Here is an 18042-nt window from a genome sequence, read left to right on the forward strand (position 1 = left end):
GGGCACGGCGTCTCTCAGAAGCCGTGCCGGGCGCCGCCGTCCACCGGCAGCATGACGCCCGTCAGGAACGACGCCGCGGGCGAGAGCAGGAACGCGGCGCTGCGGCCGAACTCCTCCGGGCTGCCGTAGCGGCGCAGCGGGATCCGCGCCTCGTGGCCCGCGCGGGTGGCCTCGGGGTCGGCGGAGAGCGCGTCCAGTTCGCGGACCCGGTCCGTGTCGATACGGCCCGGGAGCAGCCCGACCACACGGATGCCGCGCGGGCCCAGCTCGTTCGCGAGGGACTTGGCGAAGCCCGCGAGCCCGGGGCGCAGGCCGTTGGAGATGGTCAGCCCCGTGATCGGTTCGTACACGGAGCCGGACAGCACGAACCCGATGACACCGCCCTCGGTCAGCTCCTCGGCGGCGGCGCGGGCCAGTCGCACCGCGCCGAGGAACACCGACTCGAACGCGCTCGTCCACTGCTCGTCCGTGCTGTCGGCGACATGGCCGGGCGGCGGGCCGCCGACGCTGATCAGGATGCCGTCGAAGCCTCCGAAGCGCTCGCGCGCGGTGGCGATCAGCCGGGCGGGCGCGCCGGGGTCGGCGTTGTCGACCGCCACGCCGACCGCGTGCGCACCCAGTTCGGCCGCGGCCTCGGCGGCCCGCTTCTCGTCGCGGCCCGTGACGACCACCTTCGCTCCGTCGGCCACGAGTGCGCGCGCGGTGGCGTTGCCCAGTCCGCGGGTGGCGCCGGTGACGAGGTAGACACGGTCCTTCAGCCCAAGATCCATGCGCCCTATCCTGCCTGGTCCTCCTCGAACAGGGCGAGGGCGGTCCCCACCAGGCCGAGATGGCTGAAGGCCTGCGGGAAGTTGCCGAGCTGGCGGCAGGTGGCCGGGTCGTACTCCTCGGCGAGCAGCCCGACGTCGTTGCTGACGCCCACCAGCCGTTCGAACAGCTCGCGGGCCTCGTCGCCGCGGCCGATGAGGCGCAGGGCGTCCGCGAGCCAGAACGAGCAGACCAGGAAGGTGCCCTCCCTGCCGGGCAGCGGGTCCACGTCATTGCTCTCGGTGTCGTAGCGGCGCATGAAGCCGTCCGGGGCGAGCCGGGCGCGGACCGCCTCGACGGTGCCGATCACCCGTGGGTCGTCCGGCGGCAGGAAGCCGACCTGGGGGATCAGCAGCAGCGAGGCGTCGAGCGCGCGCGAGCCGTAGGACTGCGTGAACGTGTTCTGTCCGGGGTCGTAGCCGCGCTCGCACACCTCCCGGTGCACCGCGTCGCGCATCTCCCGCCAGCCTTCGAGATCGCCTTCGAGCTCGGGGTTCTCCTCGAGGGCGAGGACGGCGCGGTCGGCGGCGACCCAGGCCATCACCTTGGAGTGCACGAAGTGGCGGCGCCCGCCGCGCACTTCCCACAGGCCCTCGTCCGGCTCCCGCCAGACCGTGCGCAGGAACTCCATCAGCGCGCACTGCACCCGCCACATGTGCGGGCGGATCGGCAGGCCTGCGCGCCGCGCCACCGTCAGCGAGTCGACGACCTCGCCGTACACGTCCAACTGCAACTGCCGCACCGCGCCGTTGCCGACCCGGACCGGCGCGGAGCCCTGGAAGCCGGGCAGCCAGGGCAGTTCGTACTCGGGCAGCCGCCTCTCGCCCGACAGGCCGTACATGACCTGCAGATCGGCCGGGTCGCCCGCGACCGCGCGCAGCAGCCAGTCGCGCCAGGCCTCGGCCTCCTCGTGGTAGCCGGCGGTCAGCAGGGCCTCCAGGGTGAGCGTGGAGTCGCGCAGCCAGCTGTAGCGGTAGTCCCAGTTGCGGACGCCGCCCATCACTTCGGGCAGGGAGGTGGTGGGGGCGGCGACGATGCCGCCGGTCGGCGCGTAGGTGAGGGCCTTGAGGGTGATCAGGGAGCGGACCACCGCGTCCCGGTGGGGCCCGCGGTAGCGGCACTCGGCCGCCCAGTCGCGCCAGGTCGCGACGCTGGACTCCAGTGCCTCGAAGGGGTCGACGAGGGTGGGGCGCGGCTTGTGCGAGGGATGCCAGGTGAGGACGAAGGCGACCTTCTCCCCCTCCTCGACCGTGAACTCGGAGTGCGTGGCGAAGTCCTTGCCCCAGGTGTGCACCGGGGGATGGCTGCGCAGCCACACCGAGTCGGGTCCCGCGACGGCCACGCGATGGCCGTCGGCCCGGCGCATCCACGGCACGATCGAGCCGTAGTCGAAGCGCAGCCGCAGCGTGCCGCGTACGGTCACCTTGCCGCGCAGGCCTTCGACGATGCGGACGAGGTCGGGGGCGTGGTCACGTTGCGGCATGAAGTCGGTGAGGCGGACCGAGCCGTCCGGGGTGTCCCACTCCGAGTCGAGGACGAGGGTGTCGGCGCGGTAGGCGCGGCGGGTGCAGGGGCCGCTGTGCCGCGGGGCGATGTGCCAGTGCCCGTGGTCCTCGCTGCCGAGCAGCGCGGCGAAGCAGGCCGCCGAGTCGAAGCGGGGAAGGCAGAGCCAGTCGACCGAGCCGGTCCGGCTGACCAGGGCGGCGGTCTGCTGGTCGCCGATGAGGGCGTAGTCCTCGATGGTCCGCTGGGATCGCTGCACGGGTTCCGGTTTCCCGGCGGACTCACGGGACAATCCGGGGTACGGCCGGGCGGGGGACGATCCGCGGGAGATCCGCTACGCCGGTGCCGGTTCCGTCTCCGGGCTGCTCTGCTCGGCGCTCGCCGCGGCCCGTGCCTGGTCGCGGGCCTCGCGGCGGGCCAGGACCACCCAGCCGATCGGGACACCCGCGGAGAACAGCCACCACTGGATCGCGTACGCCATGTGGGGGCCGATGTCACTGTGTTCCGGGGCCGCGATCAGTTGCGGCGAGTTGTTCGTGGGGGCGGGGGAGACCAGCTCGACATAGCCCGCGAGGACCTGCTTGCCCAGGCTCTTGGCCTGCTGCTCGCTGTTGATCAGCATGATCTGGCGGTCCGGCAGTCCCTTGACGTCCTTGATGCCGCTCTCGGCGGTCGTCTGGTCCGGCATGAGCCGTCCGGTGACCGTGATCTCGCCGCTCGCAGGCGCCGGGACCTTCGGGAAGGCGGTCTGCGCGAGGTCGGCCTCGATCCAGCCCCGGTTGACCAGGAGCACCTTCCCGTCGTCCAGGACGAACGGGGTCAGGACGTGGTAGCCGACATCGCCGTCGTTGTTCGTACGGCGGCGCACCACGACCTCGTGGGCCGTGTCGAAGCGGCCCTTCGCGGACACCCGCCGGTACAGGTCGTCGTTCTTGACGGTGCCGCCGGGCGAGGTGAGCGTCTCCGCGGGCACCGGCTTCGCGGTCAGCGACTCACCGATCACCTTGTTCAGCGCGACCCGGTGCTCGTGGCGGTGCAACTGCCAGAAACCCAGCTCGATCATCGTCGGGATGAGCGCCAGCATCACGAGGGTGAGAATCACCCACTGCCGGGTCAACAGGAAGCGGTACACCCACTGACCGTACCTCGCATGCGGCGGCCTTCCACGGGTGGGTCCCCGTAGGGTGCGACGACGGCCCGGCCTTCCGGTCGTCACTCGCCCGAGGCCGGTGCCACATCCCTGAGCAGTTGCCCGAAGGCCGCCTCGTCGATCACCGGCGTGCCGTACTGCCGTGCCTTGACCGTCTTCGACGTGCCCGAGTCGGGGTCGTTGGTGACCAGCAGGCTGGTGAGCCGGGACAGGCTCGTCGCCACGTGCAGCCCCGCCTCGACGGCACGGTCCTCCAGGAGCTCGCGCTCCGTCGACGTGTCCCCGGAGAACGCCACCCGCATGCCCTGTTTGAGAGGCTTGCCCTCTTCGTACCGCCCCGGGTTGGGGTACGGACAGGCGGGGCGCTTGCGGGACGGGCGCCAGCTCGCGGCGCCGTAGGACCCGGAGGACTGCCGTCCGATCGTCGGGGAGGAGATCCACTCGGTCAGCGGGCGGCACTCCAGCAGCGGCAGCCGTACGCCACCCCGCGCGGCGGCGTGCAGGCTCGGCCGGAACGCCTCCGCCAGCACGCGCGCGTCGTCCAGCGCGTGGTGCGCCCGCTGCTGGACCACGCCGAAGTGCGCGGCCAGCGTCTCCAGCTTGTGGTTGGGCAGCGGCAGGCCCAGTTCCTTGGAGAGCGCGATCGTGCACAGCCGCTGACGGACCGGCGCCTCGCGCTCCGCGCGCGCGTACTCCCGCGCGATCATCGACCAGTCGAAGACGGCGTTGTGCGCGACGAGCACCCGGCCGTCGAGCCGGGCGGCGAACTCCTCGGCGACGTCCTGGAAGAGCGGCGCCCCCTGCAGCATCGTGCTCGTCAGGCCGTGGATCCACACCGGGCCGGGGTCGCGTTGCGGGTTGACCAGCGTGTACCAGTGGTCCTCGACCTCGCCGCGCCCGTCCAGCCGGTAGACGGCGGCCGAGATGATCCGGTCGTCCCGGCTCAGACCGGTGGTCTCCACGTCGACGACCGCGTACCCCTCGGGATACGCGGCCGGCCAGGGAGCCGGGGGTGCTGCGGTCGTACGGTCTTCGAGCATGGTCACCGAGGATACGGGCCGCCACCGACAGCTCCGCCCGCGGGCGTACGGCCGAGGCCGGAACTGACGGGTCGTCAGAAGGGGTGGGGAGGCGCTCCACGTGGGGCGGAGGCGGGGCGAAGGGCCGGGTCGGTGTGGCGGCGACAGAAGCGGAGTGTCATCCTCCCCATGTGACGCAACCCATGCATGACGAAACCCATGGCGGCGCGCTCGGCACGCGGCTGAACTGGCTGCGGGCCGCGGTCCTCGGCGCGAACGACGGCATCGTCTCCACCGCGGGCCTCGTGGTCGGCGTCGCGGGCGCGACGAGCGACCGCGGGGCGCTGCTGACGGCGGGCCTGGCCGGGCTGTTGGCCGGGTCCATGTCGATGGCGGTGGGCGAGTACGTGTCGGTGTCGACCCAGCGGGACTCCGAGCGGGCCGCGCTGGCCGTGGAGAAGCGGGAGCTGAGGGAGCAACCACAGGAGGAATTGGAGGAGTTGACGGGGCTCCTCCAGGCGCGCGGCCTGTCGCGGGAGGTGGCCCGGGAGGCGGCGCTGCAACTGACCGAACGGGACGCGCTGCGCGCTCACGCGAGCGTGGAACTCGGCATCAACCCGGACGAGTTGGCGAACCCCTGGCACGCGGCGTGGGCGAGCTTCCTGGCGTTCACGGTGGGCGCGCTGCTGCCGCTCCTGGCGATCGTGCTGCCGCCCGACGGCCTGCGGCTCCCGGTGACGGTCGGCTCCGTCCTGGCCGCGCTCTCCCTCACCGGCTGGGCCAGCGCGCGCCTGGGCGCCGCGCGACCGGGGCGCGCCCTGACGCGGAACATGCTGGGCGGGGCGCTGGCCATGGGCATCACCTATGCGGCGGGAGCCCTCCTGGGCGCGACCGCGACCTGATCCCAGTCGGCGGAGCCGTCCCCTTCGTTTGGAGGACATCGCCAAGAGAGGCACCCGTACCGCCGGTAATACTTGTGCGTAACAACGTCTATCCCCCGGCGAGCGGTGGCTCTACGGTTCACCCATGCCGAACCTTCCCGACGTCGTCGTCTGGTCGATACCAGCGTTCTTACTGCTCACGGTCATCGAGATCGTCAGCGTCCGGCTCCACCCGGACGAGGACGACGCCGGGTACGAGACGAAGGACGCGGCGACCAGCGTCGGTATGGGGCTCGGGAGCCTCTTCTTCGACTTCCTGTGGAAGTTCCCCATCGTCGCGATCTACACGGCCGTCTACGCGCTCACCCCGCTGCGGGTGCCCGTCCTGTGGTGGACCGTGCCGCTCATGCTGCTCGCGCAGGACTTCTTCTACTACTGGTCCCACCGCGGCCACCATGTCATCCGGATCCTGTGGGCCTGCCATGTCGTCCACCACTCCAGCCGGAAGTTCAACCTCACCACCGCGCTGCGCCAGCCCTGGACGTCGGTCACCGGCTGGCCCTTCTACGTGCCCATGGTCGCCGTCGGTGTGCACCCGGCCGTGGTGGCGTTCACGTCGTCCGTGAACCTCGTCTACCAGTTCTGGATCCACACCGAGCGCATCGACCGGATGCCCCGGTGGTTCGAGTTCGTCTTCAACACGCCGTCGCACCACCGGGTGCACCACGCCTCTCAAGGCGGCTATCTGGACCGTAACTTCGGCGGCATCCTCATCGTCTGGGACCGGCTGTTCAAGAGCTTCGTCCCGGAGACCGAGCGGCCCGTGTACGGGCTGACCAAGAACATCCAGACCTACAACCTGCTGAAGGTGGCCACGCACGAGTACGCGGCCATCGCCCGGGACGTGAAGGCCGCGGCCACCTGGGGCGAGCGCCTCGGCCGTGTCTTCCGCGGGCCCGGCTGGCAGCCCAGGACCCGTGCGGCGTCCGCGTCCGCGTCCCCGTCCGCCGTCGTCGAAGGGCCCGCCACATGACACTCGGTGCAGAGCGGCTCGTCGAAGGACGTGCGCCGCAGCGGTCCGAACGCCTCGCGCGGGTGTTCCTCGTCCTCTTCTGGTGCGCCGTCGTCGCCGACCTCGGCTGCCTCGCCGCCGACCTGTCGCTCGGCCACACCCTGGCCAAGCCCCTGCTGATGCCGCTGCTCGCCCTGCACGTCATCGTGCGCGGCGGGCCCCGGCTCCAGGTGGCGGCGCTGCTCTTCGGCTGCGGCGGCGACGTCCTGCTGCTGCTCGACGCCGACCCCGCCTTCCTCGCCGGGATGGCCTCCTTCGCGGCCGGACACGTCTGCTACCTCCTGCTCTTCCGGCAGCAGCGCGCTCCCCGCGCGCGTGCGGCCTGGACCGCCGGGGTCTACGGCGTCGTCCTCGTCGCCCTGGTCTTCCTCCTGTGGCCCGGCCTCCCGGCCGACCTGCGCATCCCCGTCGCGGGCTACAGCCTGCTGCTCACCGCGATGGCGTGCGGCTCCACCCGGCTCGGGCCCGTCGCGGGCGTCGGCGGCGCGCTGTTCCTGCTGTCCGACACGCTGATCGCGACCGGTATCGCCGACTGGCCGCAGCTCCCGAGGCCCGATCTGTGGATCATGCTCACCTACGATCTGGCGCAGTTCCTGCTGACCCTGGGCCTGCTCGACGCGCTACGGACACGGGCGGCGGCGACGGAGCCTCGCGAGGCGTCCACCGTCACCTCCTGAGCGCGGGGGCCGCTCACGACCAGCGGATCGGCAGCGGCAGCGCCGTCAGCAGCCCCGACACCGCGACGACCAGGCTCAGCGCCACCAGCTCCGCACGCGCGGGAGCGCAGGCGCCGAGCGGGTCGGCCGCGCGGCGCAGCCGCAGGCGCGCGAGCAGGGCCAGTACGGCGACGACGGCCACGAGGAGCACCTTGGCGAGCAGGGCACGGCCGTACGCGGTCTCGGTGAGCTGGTCGAGGATCGTCTCGCGCGGCATCCGGCGCAGCGAACTCACCAGACCCGTCGCGGTGAGCGCGGCGAGCAGAACGGCCGCCACGCGCGCGTAGAGCCCGAGCAGGGCGGCGCCCGCGGCCGGGACGGTACGCCAGTGCCGCAGCGTCCGCAGGGCGTAGAGCAGCCCGCCGACCCACAGGGACGCGCAGGTGAGGTGGACGAGCGTCAGACAGGAGCCCAGCAGCGGACCGTGCTCCGTGGTGGGGTGGGCCCGCAGCGCCTCGGCGACGATCACCGCGGCCGGTGGCCACAGACAGAAGGACGTTCGGCGCGAGAGGGCGCACAGCCCGGCCGCGAGGAAGGCGTCGACCTCCAGGAGCGCGAGGACGCCGTCCCGGCTCCGGTACAGCCCGCCGAGGTCGATCTCGCCGAGCGTGTGCGGGACGAGGTTGCCGGTGGCCACCACCGAGGCGAGCCCCAGCGCGGCGACGAAGCCCGCGCAGGCCGCGTAGGGCGCCCAGGTGCGCGGCAGTTCAGCCGGGGGCGCGCCCGGCACCTGGCGGGCCAGTCGGGTGACGAGGAGTTCGCCCGCGGGTATGCAGAGCGCCGCGAACAGCACGGTGCGCAGGAGCCCGGTGCCGCCCACTCCGGGCGCGGCGGCCTCACCCGTGCCACGCAGCGCGGCCGACGGGCCGAGCAGGGGTATGAGGGCACCGGCCGTGACGAGGACGAGTACCAGGACGGCTCTGGACGCGGCGGGCCGGGATGCGGCGCCGGTCCCGGAAGGCGCCTGTGCGTCACGGTCGTCGGAATCCGCGGTCGATCGTGGGGAGCCCATTCCTGGATCCTCATGACTCGTGACGGACCGGGCAACCCCGGCCGGTCGGCCAGGCAGGGCCGGCACGGCCGAAGGGGCCGGGCGAGCGACTCTGTTGGTCAATGGCAACAGAGTCGAGCGCCCGGCCCCTCACACGTGGAAGGCCCCTACTCCGTGACGGCCTTCAGCGCGTTCACGATCCCGTTCCCGTAGAACCCGTTGTTGTTCTTCGACCCCTTGCACACGGCGTCGATCGTGCCGTCGGAGTCGATGTCGTACGGGGTCGTGCACGGGGTGGCGTCGGCCTCGGAGGCCAGCAGGGCCTTCACCCGGCCGGGGGTGGCGTGCGGGTGCGTCGACTTGATGAGCGCGGCCACGCCCGCGACGTGCGGGGTCGCCATCGACGTGCCCGCCATGTAGCCCCACTTGCCACCGGGCAGGGTGCCGAGGATCAGACCGCTGGTGGCGGGCGCCGCCGGGGGCTGGTAGGCGGTGGAGTCGCCGCCGGGTGCGGCGACGTCGATGACGCCGTGACCGTAGTTGGAGAACGACGACTTGATGCCCTTCGCGCCGGTCGAGGACACGGTCACCACACCGGGCAACTGGGTCGGTATGTCGAAGCACTTGTGCGGGTCGATCACCCGGTCACCGGGCGTGCCGTCGTTGGGGGAGACGGGGTCGGTGATGGCGTGGGAGTCCAGGTCGTAGTTCTCGTTGCCCGCCGCCGCGACGTTGACCGTGCCCTTGCGCTCCGCGTACTGCGTGGCCCGCGAGATGGCGTCGACGAGCGCCCGCTGGTCCACGTCGTCGAGGCAGTTGAAGTTCCACGGGTCGGTGTAATAGCTGTTGTTGGTGATGTCCACGTGGTGCTCGGCCGCCCACACGAAGCCGCAGACCACGGCCTCGGTGTAGAAGTAGCCCGCCGGGGTGGACACCTTGATGCCGGCGACCTTCACGCCGGGCGCGACACCGGTCATGCCGCTGCCGTTCTTGGCCGCCGCGATCTCGCCCGCGACATGCGTGCCGTGGGGGCTCTCCTCCGCGCTCGGCCGCCAGGCCCCGTCGGTGGTGTCCGGCTTGCCCGACACGCAGTTGACGGACGCCGCGCGGTCGAAGTTCGGGGCGAGGTCGGGGTGGGTGTCGTCGACGCCCGTGTCGATGACGGCGACCGTGACATCACGGCTGCCGAGCGTCTTCTCGTGCGCCTTGTCCGCCCCGATGGCGGGCAGGTCCCACTGCAAGGGCTCCAACGGGTCCTGTCCGTCGGCCGCTTGGACGTTCGCGACCTCCTCGGCGGTGAGCACCTTGGGCGTGCCGACCTCGGTGGTCGACTGCGGGGAGAGGGGCGCGGTGCGGGTGGCACCGGCCGACTGCACGCCCGGGACCTTGCGGATGGTGCGGGCGAAGTCGGGGTTCGAGGAGTGGACGACGACCACGCCGATCTGGTCGTACGCGACCGTGATCGTGCCGCCCGCGGCGGCGATGGCCTTCTTCACCGACGCGGACGGGCCCTTCCCCGTGGCGGTGTTGACGATGTAGCTCAGCTCGGCCCCGTCGGTCGCCGAGGCCTTCGGGGCCTGTGGAGCCGACTCCACCGCCGAAGCGGTGGCGCCCGGAAGGAAGGCGAAGGCGGTCGCCATGGCCATCCCCAGCGGAAGGGCGACGAGACGACGGGAACGTGTGCGTGGCGCTGTCATGCGGGTCTCCAACTCATGTGCGGTACAGGCGGTACGAGTCGCAAGGAAGCTCAAGGGGCGGGAGGAGGACGGCTACTTGACCGCGCGCAGGGCGTTCACGACGCCGAAGCCGTAGAAGCCGTTCACGCGCTTGCCGCCCTCGCAGGTCGCGCCGTCGTAGGGCTCGGTCGGGCAACCCGGGTTGTCCGCCTGGGTCTTCAGCAGTGACAGGAGCTGGGCCGGAGTCGCCTTCGGGTGGGCGGACTTCAGCAGGGCGGCCACGCCCGAGACGTGCGGCGCCGCCATCGACGTGCCCTGGAGGTAGGCGTACGCGTTGTTCGGCATCGTGGAGAGGATGCGGCCGTCCTTGGACGGGGTGTCCGGGATCTGGTACTTGTCGCCGCCCGGCCCCGCGACGTCCACGACGTTCTTGCCGTAACTGGAGTAGTACGACTTGGCGTTGGTGACGCCGACGGCGCTGACCGTGACGACTCCCGGCAGTTGGGTCGGGATGTCGAGGCACTGGTGCGGGTCCACCGTGCGGTCCGCCGGGGTCGTGTCATTGGGGCTGGAGGGGTCGAGGATCGCGTGGGAGGCGAGGTCGTCGTTCGAGTTCCCCGCCGAGGCGACGCTCAGCGTGCCCTTGCGTTGGGCGTACGCCTGGGCGCGGCCGACCGCGTCGACGATGGCCCGCTGGTCCGGGTCGTCCATGCAGTTGTAGCGCCACGGGTCCACGTAGTAGCTGTTGTTGGTGATCTCGACGCCGTGATCGGCGGCGAACACGAACGCGCAGACCACGCTCTCGGAGTAGAGGAGCTGGGAGGCCGGGTCGGCCACCCTGATGGCGGAGACCTTGACGTTCGGGGCGACACCGGCGACGCCGACGCCGTTGCGGGCCGCCGCGATCTCACCCGCGACGTGCGTGCCGTGGTAGTGACCGGAGTTCGCGGGCCGCCAGGCGCCGAAGGAGGTGTCGGCCTTGCCGTCCACACAGCTCGCGGACTGCGCGGGGGAGAAGTTCGGGGCGAGATCGGGGTGGGTGTCGTCGACGCCCGTGTCGATGACGGCGACCGTGACATCACGGCTGCCCGGGTTGATCCGCGCGGCCTTGTCGGCGCCTATCGCGCGCAGATCCCACTGGTCGGCCTCCAGCGGCTCCTGGCCCGACGCCGTGCTCCCGGCGGTGACCTTCGCCGCCTCCGCCTTCGTCAGATACCGCGCGGAGCCCTCGTCCGTCGTGCCCGCGGCCGTCAGCGGCGCGGTGCGGGTCGCGCCCGCGGAGTCCACCCCACGGACCGCCCGGAGGGTCTTGGCGAAGTCCGGGTTCGCGGAGCGGGCGACGAACACACCGATCTTGTCGTACGCCGCCACGACGCTGCCGTCGGCCGCGGAGATCGCCCCCCGCACCGCCGTGAGCGCGTGACGGTCCGTCTTGCTGTTGACCACGTAGGTCAGTTCCGGGCCCGAGGCGGTCTGTGCCGTCGTGGTGCGCGGTGCCGCCGACGCCGCGCCCGGCAGGAAGCCCAGGGACGCGGTGAGGGACAGGGCGACGGGCACGGCGAGGGCGAGTCGGCGTCTCGAAAGCGGACGGGCCATGGGGTCTCCACATCATCCGGGTACGTGAACTGGCCGGAACACGGGCGTGTCCGGCAGGTACATGACGGTGTGCAGGGCGAAGCTATCCGGCATTCGAACTGGTCAGCAATGGCTTGAGACGAGGATCTGCTGAGGATCTGCGAAAGAAGCCGGGGGAGTTGAACCGGTTCGCGCGCGGGGCCGTGACCTTGGGCAGGAAGCACCGGTTGGGTTGACGCCCCTGTCGAATCGCGCGGGGAAGCGCTACCGTCGCACCCCGGCATGTGATCCACATCACACAGGGGTCAACTTCCGCATGCCCGTACCCGATCCGTCCCGGCGGCGCACCGCCCCACGCCACCGACCGCCGTCGTCACCGCACCCGCAACGCGAGGAGACAACCGTGGCCACCGACGCACCACCGCCCTCCCGGGCCGAACACGGCCTGCCGGCCGCCGACGAGTTCGTCGCGGTCCAGGAGAGCGCGGAGTTCCGTGAACTGCGCCGCTCCCACCGCTCGTTCGCCTTCCCCCTGACCGTGGCGTTCATCGTCTGGTACCTCGTCTACGTCCTGCTGTCGAACTACGCGGGCGAATTCATGGGCACCAAGCTCTTCGGCAGCATCAACGTCGCCCTGGTGCTCGGCCTCGCCCAGTTCCTCAGCACGTTCCTGATCGCCTGGTGGTACTCGCGGCACGCCGCCGCCCAGCTCGACCCCAAGGCCGAGGCCATCAAGTCCCGTATGGAGAGTGGCGCATGAGCCCCGCAGTGATCCTGGCCGCCGGTGAGGCGAGCGAGCATCGGACACTGATCATCACCCTGTTCGCGGTGTTCGTCCTGGCGACGCTCGTCATCACCATCTGGGCGGGCCGCCAGACCAGGAGTGCCGCCGACTTCTACGCGGGCGGCCGTCAGTTCACCGCCTTCCAGAACGGCCTCGCCGTCTCCGGCGACTACATGTCCGCCGCGTCCTTCCTCGGCATCGCGGGCGCGATCGCGCTGTTCGGATACGACGGCTTCCTGTACTCCATCGGCTTCCTGGTCGCCTGGCTGGTCGCGCTGCTCCTGGTCGCCGAGCCGCTGCGCAACTCCGGCCGCTACACCATGGGCGACGTTCTGGCGTACCGCATGCGCCAGCGCCCGGTCCGCACCGCGGCGGGCACGTCCACCATCGTCGTGTCGATCTTCTATCTGCTCGCCCAGATGGCGGGCGCGGGCGTCCTGGTCTCGCTGCTGCTCGGCATCACCAGTGACGGCGGCAAGATCGGCATCGTCGCCCTCGTCGGCGTCCTGATGATCGTCTACGTCACCATCGGCGGGATGAAGGGCACCACCTGGGTGCAGATGGTCAAGGCGGTCCTGCTGGTCATCGGCGCCCTGCTGCTGACCTTCCTGGTCCTGCTGAAGTTCGACTTCAACATCTCCGACCTGCTCGGCAAGGCCGCCGACAACAGCGGCAAGGGCGCGGCCTTCCTGGAGCCCGGACTGAAGTACGGCGCCACCGGCACGACCAAGCTGGACTTCCTCTCGCTCGGTATCGCCCTCGTCCTCGGCACCGCGGGCCTGCCGCACATCCTGATCCGCTTCTACACGGTGCCCACCGCCAAGGCCGCCCGGAAGTCCGTGAACTGGGCGATCGGCCTGATCGGCGCCTTCTATCTGATGACCCTCGCGCTCGGCTTCGGCGCCGCCGCGCTCATCAAGCCGGACGAGATCATCGCCTCCAACAAGGCGGGCAACACGGCAGCCCCGCTGCTTGCCCTGCACCTGGGCGGCATCGACTCGACCTGGGGCGCGATCCTGCTGGCCAGCATCTCGGCGGTCGCCTTCGCCACGATCCTCGCGGTCGTCGCCGGACTCACCCTGGCCTCGTCCTCCTCGTTCGCGCACGACATCTACGCGAACGTCATCAAGAAGGGCCAGGCCGACGAGAAGCAGGAGATGCGCGCGGCCCGCTGGGCCACGGTCGGCATCGGCGCCGTGTCCATCGTCCTCGGCGCCCTCGCCCGTGACCTGAACGTCGCCGGTCTGGTCGCCCTCGCCTTCGCGGTCGCCGCGTCCGCCAACCTGCCGACGATCCTCTACAGCCTGTTCTGGAAGCGGTTCACCACCACGGGCGCGCTGTGGTCGATCTACGGCGGCCTGGTCACCGCAGTCGGCCTGGTGCTGTTCTCCCCGGTGGTCTCCGGCAAGCCGACGTCGATGTTCCCGGACGTCGACTTCCACTGGTTCCCGCTGGAGAACCCGGGCCTCATCTCGATCCCGGTCGGCTTCCTGCTCGGCTGGCTCGGCACGCTGCTGTCCAAGGAGGAGCCGGACGCCCGCAAGTACGCGGAGCTGGAGGTACGGTCCCTCACCGGCGCCGGAGCCCACTGACGGTCCGGCACCGAGCACGCACCGACGGCCGCGTCGCGGGACCCCGCGACGCGGCCGAGGCTGTCGATGTCGGCGGGGTCACGTAGTCTCGCTAGTGCCGCGTCAGGCAACGTTCGCCCGTTGGGAGCGGCGTCCGGTGCGTGCTCTCTGGGGGTCCCCCCTGCTCGAAGAGCTTGGGGGAGTGCCGGGCGGAAGCCCTCGTACTGGACGTACATGGGCTTTCGTCCGGTGCAGCGAGTGGGGGTCCCCCCTGCTCGCAGAGCTTGGGGGAGCGTGCCGGGCGTCGCGACGGGGCGAACGTTGCCTGACGCGGCACTAGGGACGCGGACAGGACCGAGTGATCCGCGACGACGACGAGGCGACGTGGGAGGGGGCCGGGTGCTTATCGACACCTACGGCCGGGTGGCCACCGACCTGAGGGTTTCGCTGACCGACCGCTGCAATCTGCGGTGTACGTACTGCATGCCCGAGGAAGGGCTGAGCTGGCTCGCCAAGCCCGATCTGCTGACGGACGACGAGATCGTGCGTCTGATCGGTACGGCGGTCGGCTCCCTCGGGGTCACGGAGGTGCGCTTCACGGGCGGAGAGCCCTTGCTCCGCCGCGGCCTCGTCGACATCGTCGAGCGCGTCGCCGCCCTGCGGCCACGCCCCCGGATGTCCCTCACCACCAACGGCATCGGCCTCGCGCGTACGGCCGCGGCCCTGAAGGCGGCGGGCCTGGACCGGGTGAACGTCTCCCTGGACACGCTCCGCCCGGACGTCTTCAAGACCCTCACCCGCCGGGACCGCCACAAGGACGTCATCGAGGGCCTCGAAGCCGCTCGCGAGGCGGGCCTGGCCCCCGTCAAGGTCAACTCCGTCCTGATGCCGGGCCTGAACGACGACGAGGCCCCGGACCTGCTCGCGTGGGCGGTCGAGCACGGCTATGAGCTGCGCTTCATCGAGCAGATGCCGCTGGACGCCCAGCACGGCTGGAAGCGCGAGGGCATGATCACCGCGGAGGACATCCTGGCCTCCCTGCGCACGCGCTTCGCGCTGACCCCCGAAGGCGCCGATACGCGCGGCGCTGCTCCGGCCGAGCGCTGGATCGTGGACGGCGGCCCGCATCGCGTCGGCGTGATCGGCTCGGTCACGCGCCCGTTCTGCGCGGCCTGTGACCGTACGCGGCTCACGGCCGACGGACAGATCCGTACGTGTCTGTTCGCCACCGAGGAGACCGATCTGCGCGGGGCCCTGCGCTCCGGCGCCTCCGACGAGGAGATCGCCGCGGTCTGGCGGCGCGCGATGTGGGGCAAGAAGGCGGGCTCGGGCCTGGACGACCCGGCGTTCCTCCAGCCGGAGCGACCGATGTCGTCGATCGGCGGCTGACAGCTTCGGGCGACCCGGCTTCCGGGGCCTCGGCCTTCGGGATCGGCTACCGGCGGCTCAGCCTTCGGGGGACTCCCAGTCCGCCAGTGCGACGACGTCCTTCAGGAAGCCGCGTACGCCCAGGAACTTCGACAGATGCTCGCGGTGCTCCTCGCAGGCGAGCCAGGTCTTGCGGCGCTCGGGAGTGTGGATCTTCGGGTTGTTCCACGCGAGCACCCACACCGCGGCGGCACGGCAGCCCTTGGCGGAGCAGATCGGCGCATCATGATCAGGCACGGTCACGCCCCCGACCCTATCGCCTTGCCGTGGACACAAGGCGACGCCGAGCAGCCACGGGGGGAGCTGCCCGGCGTCGGTCTGTCGCCCCGACGGGGGATGCGGAGCGCGTAGGAAGTATGGCACGGGTCACCCGCGCCCCGGCACCGGAATGGCATATTTCCTCGACCCGTCCGACCAGCGGGCTTCCACCCGGCAGGCAGGCACCCGGCCGTCCCGGCGTCGAGGCCGCCGATTCCCCCGCGGTCAGGTCCGCTCGCGCGGCTCGCTCCGCGGTCCCGGCGCCGCCTCGGCCGGGGCGTCCTCCGGGGCGGATTCCGTGTCCCCGGCTCTGCCCCGGTCCTCGCTCGCACCGGAACGTGCGCCGGATCGCGCATCGGGATGCGTACCGGAGCCCTCCCCCTCGCGCATCGGCGCGATCATGGGGTGTACGGGGGTGGTGACGAACGTGGACGGAAGGTTCGGCGCGTTCTCGCGCCCGGCGTTGGCGATGACGACGGCGATATAGGGGAGGAAGGTCCCGAGGACCAGCGCGACGATCGCCACGGGTCGCTCGACGTTCCACAGGGTGGCCGCGAGGATCACCGCGACCGTGCGCACGCCCATCGAGATGACGTAGCGGCGCTGCCGACCTCGTACATCCGCCGCGAGACCCTGACGGGCCCCGGTGATCCGGAACACCGGAGCGCCACCACCGTGGTTCAGCTTCCGCATCACATTCCACCGCCCGCCTGCTTCGGACACTCCCCGGCCCGTAACCGGTCCGTGGCCCAGCGGGGAACCGGGCTCACACACCGACAACGTTACGCCGCGCCCCAGCCCCCATCGAGACCGGGGCGCCTTCTGCCCGAGCGAGCGGTCTGCGCACCCGCACGGAGGGCCGCATCCGACATGCGCCGTAGGGTCACCGCGCCGAAACTGGGTGTACGGCCCGCGCGGAGCCGTACCACGTGAGCGGCCACGTGGAGCCGTAGGCCGTACGAGGAGGCAGCCATGGGCTGGTTGTGGGCGCTCATCGTCGGATTCGTGCTCGGCATCCTCGCCAAGCTGATCCTTCCGGGCAAGCAGCACAGCCCGATCTGGCTGACCACTCTCATGGGCATGCTCGGCGGCATCATCGGCAACGCGGTCGCCCGTGCCATGGGCATCGCCGAAACCCGCGGCATCGACTGGGGCCGCCACGGCCTGCAGATCGCCTTCGCGGTCCTCCTGGTCTTCATCGGCGAATCGGTGTACCTGGCGATGGGGGGCAGGCGCCGCGGACGACGGGAGAGAGCGTAGGGAGGGTGACGGCATACGAAGGGGGCGGGCTCGTCGTGAGCCCGCCCCCTCCCGCGCGATACGCGCGGAACGCCTCAGGCGCCCATGACCTCCACCGCGGCCAGGTTCTTCTTGCCGCGGCGCAGCACCAGCCAGCGCCCGTGCAGCAGATCCTCGGCGGCCGGGACGGCGTCCTCGGCGGACACCTTGACGTTGTTCACGTAGGCGCCGCCCTCCTTCACCGTGCGCCGCGCGGCCGACTTGCTGGCCACCAGGCCCACCTCGGCGAACAGGTCGACCACCGGGGCGGGCGCGGAGACCTGGATGTGCGGCACCTCGGAGAGGGCCGCCGCCAGCGTCTTCTCGTCCAGCGCGGCGAGGTCGCCCTGACCGAAGAGAGCCTTCGACGCGGCGATCACGGCGGCCGTCTGGTCGGCGCCGTGCACCAGCGTGGTCAGCTCCTCGGCCAGCGCGCGCTGCGCGGCACGGGCCTGCGGACGCTCCTCGGTCTGCCGCTCCAACTCCTCCAGCTCCTCGCGGGACTTGAAGGACAGGATGCGCGAGTACCGCGAGATGTCCCGGTCGTCCACGTTCAGCCAGAACTGGTAGAACGCGTACGGCGTCGTCATCTCCGCGTCGAGCCAGACGGCGCCGCCCTCGGTCTTGCCGAACTTGGTGCCGTCCGCCTTCGTCATCAGCGGCGTCGCCAGCGCGTGCACCGTCGCGTCCGGCTCCAGCTTGTGGATCAGGTCCAGGCCCGCCGTGAGGTTGCCCCACTGGTCGCTGCCGCCCTGCTGGAGCGTGCAGCCGTAGCGGCGGTAGAGCTGGAGGAAGTCCATGCCCTGCAGGAGCTGGTAGCTGAACTCCGTGTAGCTGATGCCCTCGGAGGACTCAAGGCGTCGGGAGACCGAGTCCTTGGTCAGCATCTTGTTGACCCGGAAGTGCTTGCCGATGTCCCGCAGGAACTCGATCGCGGACAGGCCCTCGGTCCAGTCGAGGTTGTTGACCATGACCGCCGCGTTCTCGCCCTCGAAGGAGAGGAACGGCGCGATCTGGCCGCGCAGCCTGTCGACCCAGCCGGACACGGTCTGCGGGTCGTTCAGCGTGCGCTCCGCCGTCGGGCGCGGGTCACCGATCAGCCCCGTCGCGCCGCCCACCAGCGCCAGCGGCCGGTGCCCGGCCTGCTGGAGCCGGCGCACGGTGAGCACCTGCACCAGATGCCCCACGTGCAGGGACGGCGCGGTCGGGTCGAAGCCGCAATAGAACGTGACGGGACCGTCCGCGAGCGCCTTGCGCAGGGCCTCCTCATCAGTGGACAGGGCGAACAGCCCGCGCCACTTCAGCTCGTCGACGATGTCCGTCACTGTTCTCA

Annotated in this window: 17 protein-coding genes; 7 read left to right on the plus strand and 10 right to left on the minus strand. The window is 71.2% G+C overall.

Annotation, left to right across the window (positions count from 1 at the left end; all coding sequences use genetic code 11):
* Positions 1 to 14: 14 nt before the first annotated feature.
* From NGF19_RS27915 to NGF19_RS27930, 4 genes are all read right to left on the minus strand, one after another.
* Positions 15 to 770 (minus strand): SDR family oxidoreductase, encoded by a 756-nt coding sequence (locus NGF19_RS27915; protein WP_252428348.1) that lies wholly within the window; start codon positions 768 to 770, stop codon positions 15 to 17.
* A gap of 5 nt (positions 771 to 775) precedes the next feature.
* Positions 776 to 2569 carry a glycoside hydrolase family 15 protein gene (locus NGF19_RS27920; RefSeq protein WP_252428349.1) on the minus strand — a complete coding sequence of 598 codons (1794 nt, stop codon included), beginning with the start codon at positions 2567 to 2569 and terminating at the stop codon, positions 776 to 778.
* 75 nt (positions 2570 to 2644) lie between these two features.
* Positions 2645 to 3442, minus strand: a complete 798-nt coding sequence (locus tag NGF19_RS27925) for an SURF1 family cytochrome oxidase biogenesis protein (protein WP_252428350.1) — start codon at positions 3440 to 3442, stop codon at positions 2645 to 2647.
* A gap of 80 nt (positions 3443 to 3522) precedes the next feature.
* Positions 3523 to 4500, minus strand: coding sequence for a DEDDh family exonuclease (locus tag NGF19_RS27930; RefSeq protein WP_252428351.1), 978 nt, complete (start codon positions 4498 to 4500; stop codon positions 3523 to 3525).
* 170 nt (positions 4501 to 4670) lie between these two features.
* Between NGF19_RS27930 and NGF19_RS27935 the strand changes: the two genes are divergently transcribed.
* From NGF19_RS27935 to NGF19_RS27945, 3 genes are all read left to right on the plus strand, one after another.
* Positions 4671 to 5381, plus strand: a complete 711-nt coding sequence (locus tag NGF19_RS27935) for a VIT1/CCC1 transporter family protein (RefSeq protein WP_252428352.1) — start codon at positions 4671 to 4673, stop codon at positions 5379 to 5381.
* Between the two features lie 124 nt (positions 5382 to 5505).
* Positions 5506 to 6393, plus strand: a complete 888-nt coding sequence (locus NGF19_RS27940; RefSeq protein ID WP_252428353.1) for a sterol desaturase family protein — start codon at positions 5506 to 5508, stop codon at positions 6391 to 6393.
* A complete protein-coding gene (locus NGF19_RS27945; protein ID WP_252428354.1) occupies positions 6390 to 7109 on the plus strand; it encodes a lysoplasmalogenase in 720 nt (239 codons plus the stop codon). Before NGF19_RS27940 ends, NGF19_RS27945 begins: the two co-directional genes overlap by 4 nt.
* 13 nt (positions 7110 to 7122) lie before the next feature.
* Here NGF19_RS27945 and NGF19_RS27950 read toward each other — a convergent pair whose 3' ends face one another.
* The 3 genes from NGF19_RS27950 to NGF19_RS27960 form a co-directional block, all read right to left on the minus strand.
* Entirely contained in the window at positions 7123 to 8160 is a 1038-nt protein-coding gene (locus tag NGF19_RS27950; RefSeq protein ID WP_252428355.1) for a CopD family protein, read from the minus strand.
* Between the two features lie 146 nt (positions 8161 to 8306).
* On the minus strand, positions 8307 to 9836 hold the full coding sequence (locus NGF19_RS27955) for a S8 family peptidase (protein WP_252428356.1): 1530 nt from the start codon (positions 9834 to 9836) through the stop codon (positions 8307 to 8309).
* A gap of 72 nt (positions 9837 to 9908) precedes the next feature.
* A complete protein-coding gene (locus tag NGF19_RS27960; RefSeq protein ID WP_252428357.1) occupies positions 9909 to 11411 on the minus strand; it encodes a S8 family serine peptidase in 1503 nt (500 codons plus the stop codon).
* Positions 11412 to 11793: 382 nt separating this feature from the next.
* Here NGF19_RS27960 and NGF19_RS27965 point away from each other — a divergent pair, with 382 nt between their 5' ends.
* The 3 genes from NGF19_RS27965 (at position 11794) to moaA (ending at position 15134) form a co-directional block, all read left to right on the plus strand.
* On the plus strand, positions 11794 to 12150 hold the full coding sequence (locus tag NGF19_RS27965) for a DUF485 domain-containing protein (protein WP_252428358.1): 357 nt from the start codon (positions 11794 to 11796) through the stop codon (positions 12148 to 12150).
* A complete protein-coding gene (locus NGF19_RS27970; RefSeq protein WP_252428359.1) occupies positions 12147 to 13766 on the plus strand; it encodes a monocarboxylic acid transporter in 1620 nt (539 codons plus the stop codon). Before NGF19_RS27965 ends, NGF19_RS27970 begins: the two co-directional genes overlap by 4 nt.
* Positions 13767 to 14144: 378 nt before the next feature.
* Complete coding sequence (gene moaA / locus NGF19_RS27975; RefSeq protein WP_252428360.1) at positions 14145 to 15134, plus strand: GTP 3',8-cyclase MoaA; 990 nt, start codon at positions 14145 to 14147, stop codon at positions 15132 to 15134.
* A 57-nt stretch (positions 15135 to 15191) separates the two neighbouring features.
* Here the strand turns inward: moaA and NGF19_RS27980 are convergent, their stop codons facing one another.
* Together NGF19_RS27980 and NGF19_RS27985 are read right to left on the minus strand one after the other, a co-directional pair.
* Entirely contained in the window at positions 15192 to 15410 is a 219-nt protein-coding gene (locus tag NGF19_RS27980; RefSeq protein WP_372505965.1) for a hypothetical protein, read from the minus strand.
* A gap of 246 nt (positions 15411 to 15656) precedes the next feature.
* Positions 15657 to 16124, minus strand: a complete 468-nt coding sequence (locus NGF19_RS27985; RefSeq protein ID WP_252428362.1) for a DUF3099 domain-containing protein — start codon at positions 16122 to 16124, stop codon at positions 15657 to 15659.
* Between the two features lie 279 nt (positions 16125 to 16403).
* Between NGF19_RS27985 and NGF19_RS27990 the strand changes: the two genes are divergently transcribed.
* The gene (locus tag NGF19_RS27990; RefSeq protein ID WP_252428363.1) at positions 16404 to 16691 is read left to right on the plus strand and encodes a GlsB/YeaQ/YmgE family stress response membrane protein; all 288 of its coding nucleotides are present in this window, start codon (positions 16404 to 16406) and stop codon (positions 16689 to 16691) included.
* A gap of 74 nt (positions 16692 to 16765) precedes the next feature.
* Here the strand turns inward: NGF19_RS27990 and tyrS are convergent, their stop codons facing one another.
* Entirely contained in the window at positions 16766 to 18034 is a 1269-nt protein-coding gene (gene tyrS / locus NGF19_RS27995) for a tyrosine--tRNA ligase (protein WP_252428396.1), read from the minus strand.
* Positions 18035 to 18042 lie beyond the last annotated feature (8 nt).

Origin of the sequence: Streptomyces macrolidinus (assembly GCF_023887685.1) — a bacterium.
Lineage (GTDB): Bacteria > Actinomycetota > Actinomycetes > Streptomycetales > Streptomycetaceae > Streptomyces > Streptomyces macrolidinus.

Coding starts and splice junctions, on each gene's coding strand:
- NGF19_RS27915 (WP_252428348.1), bottom strand. CDS start 770: ATGGATCTTGGGCTGAAGGACCGTGTCTACCTCGTCACCGGCGCCACC.
- NGF19_RS27930 (WP_252428351.1), bottom strand. CDS start 4,500: ATGCTCGAAGACCGTACGACCGCAGCACCCCCGGCTCCCTGGCCGGCC.
- NGF19_RS27940 (WP_252428353.1), top strand. CDS start 5,506: ATGCCGAACCTTCCCGACGTCGTCGTCTGGTCGATACCAGCGTTCTTA.
- NGF19_RS27945 (WP_252428354.1), top strand. CDS start 6,390: ATGACACTCGGTGCAGAGCGGCTCGTCGAAGGACGTGCGCCGCAGCGG.
- NGF19_RS27950 (WP_252428355.1), bottom strand. CDS start 8,160: ATGGGCTCCCCACGATCGACCGCGGATTCCGACGACCGTGACGCACAG.
- NGF19_RS27955 (WP_252428356.1), bottom strand. CDS start 9,836: ATGACAGCGCCACGCACACGTTCCCGTCGTCTCGTCGCCCTTCCGCTG.
- NGF19_RS27960 (WP_252428357.1), bottom strand. CDS start 11,411: ATGGCCCGTCCGCTTTCGAGACGCCGACTCGCCCTCGCCGTGCCCGTC.
- NGF19_RS27970 (WP_252428359.1), top strand. CDS start 12,147: ATGAGCCCCGCAGTGATCCTGGCCGCCGGTGAGGCGAGCGAGCATCGG.
- NGF19_RS27985 (WP_252428362.1), bottom strand. CDS start 16,124: ATGCGGAAGCTGAACCACGGTGGTGGCGCTCCGGTGTTCCGGATCACC.
- NGF19_RS27990 (WP_252428363.1), top strand. CDS start 16,404: ATGGGCTGGTTGTGGGCGCTCATCGTCGGATTCGTGCTCGGCATCCTC.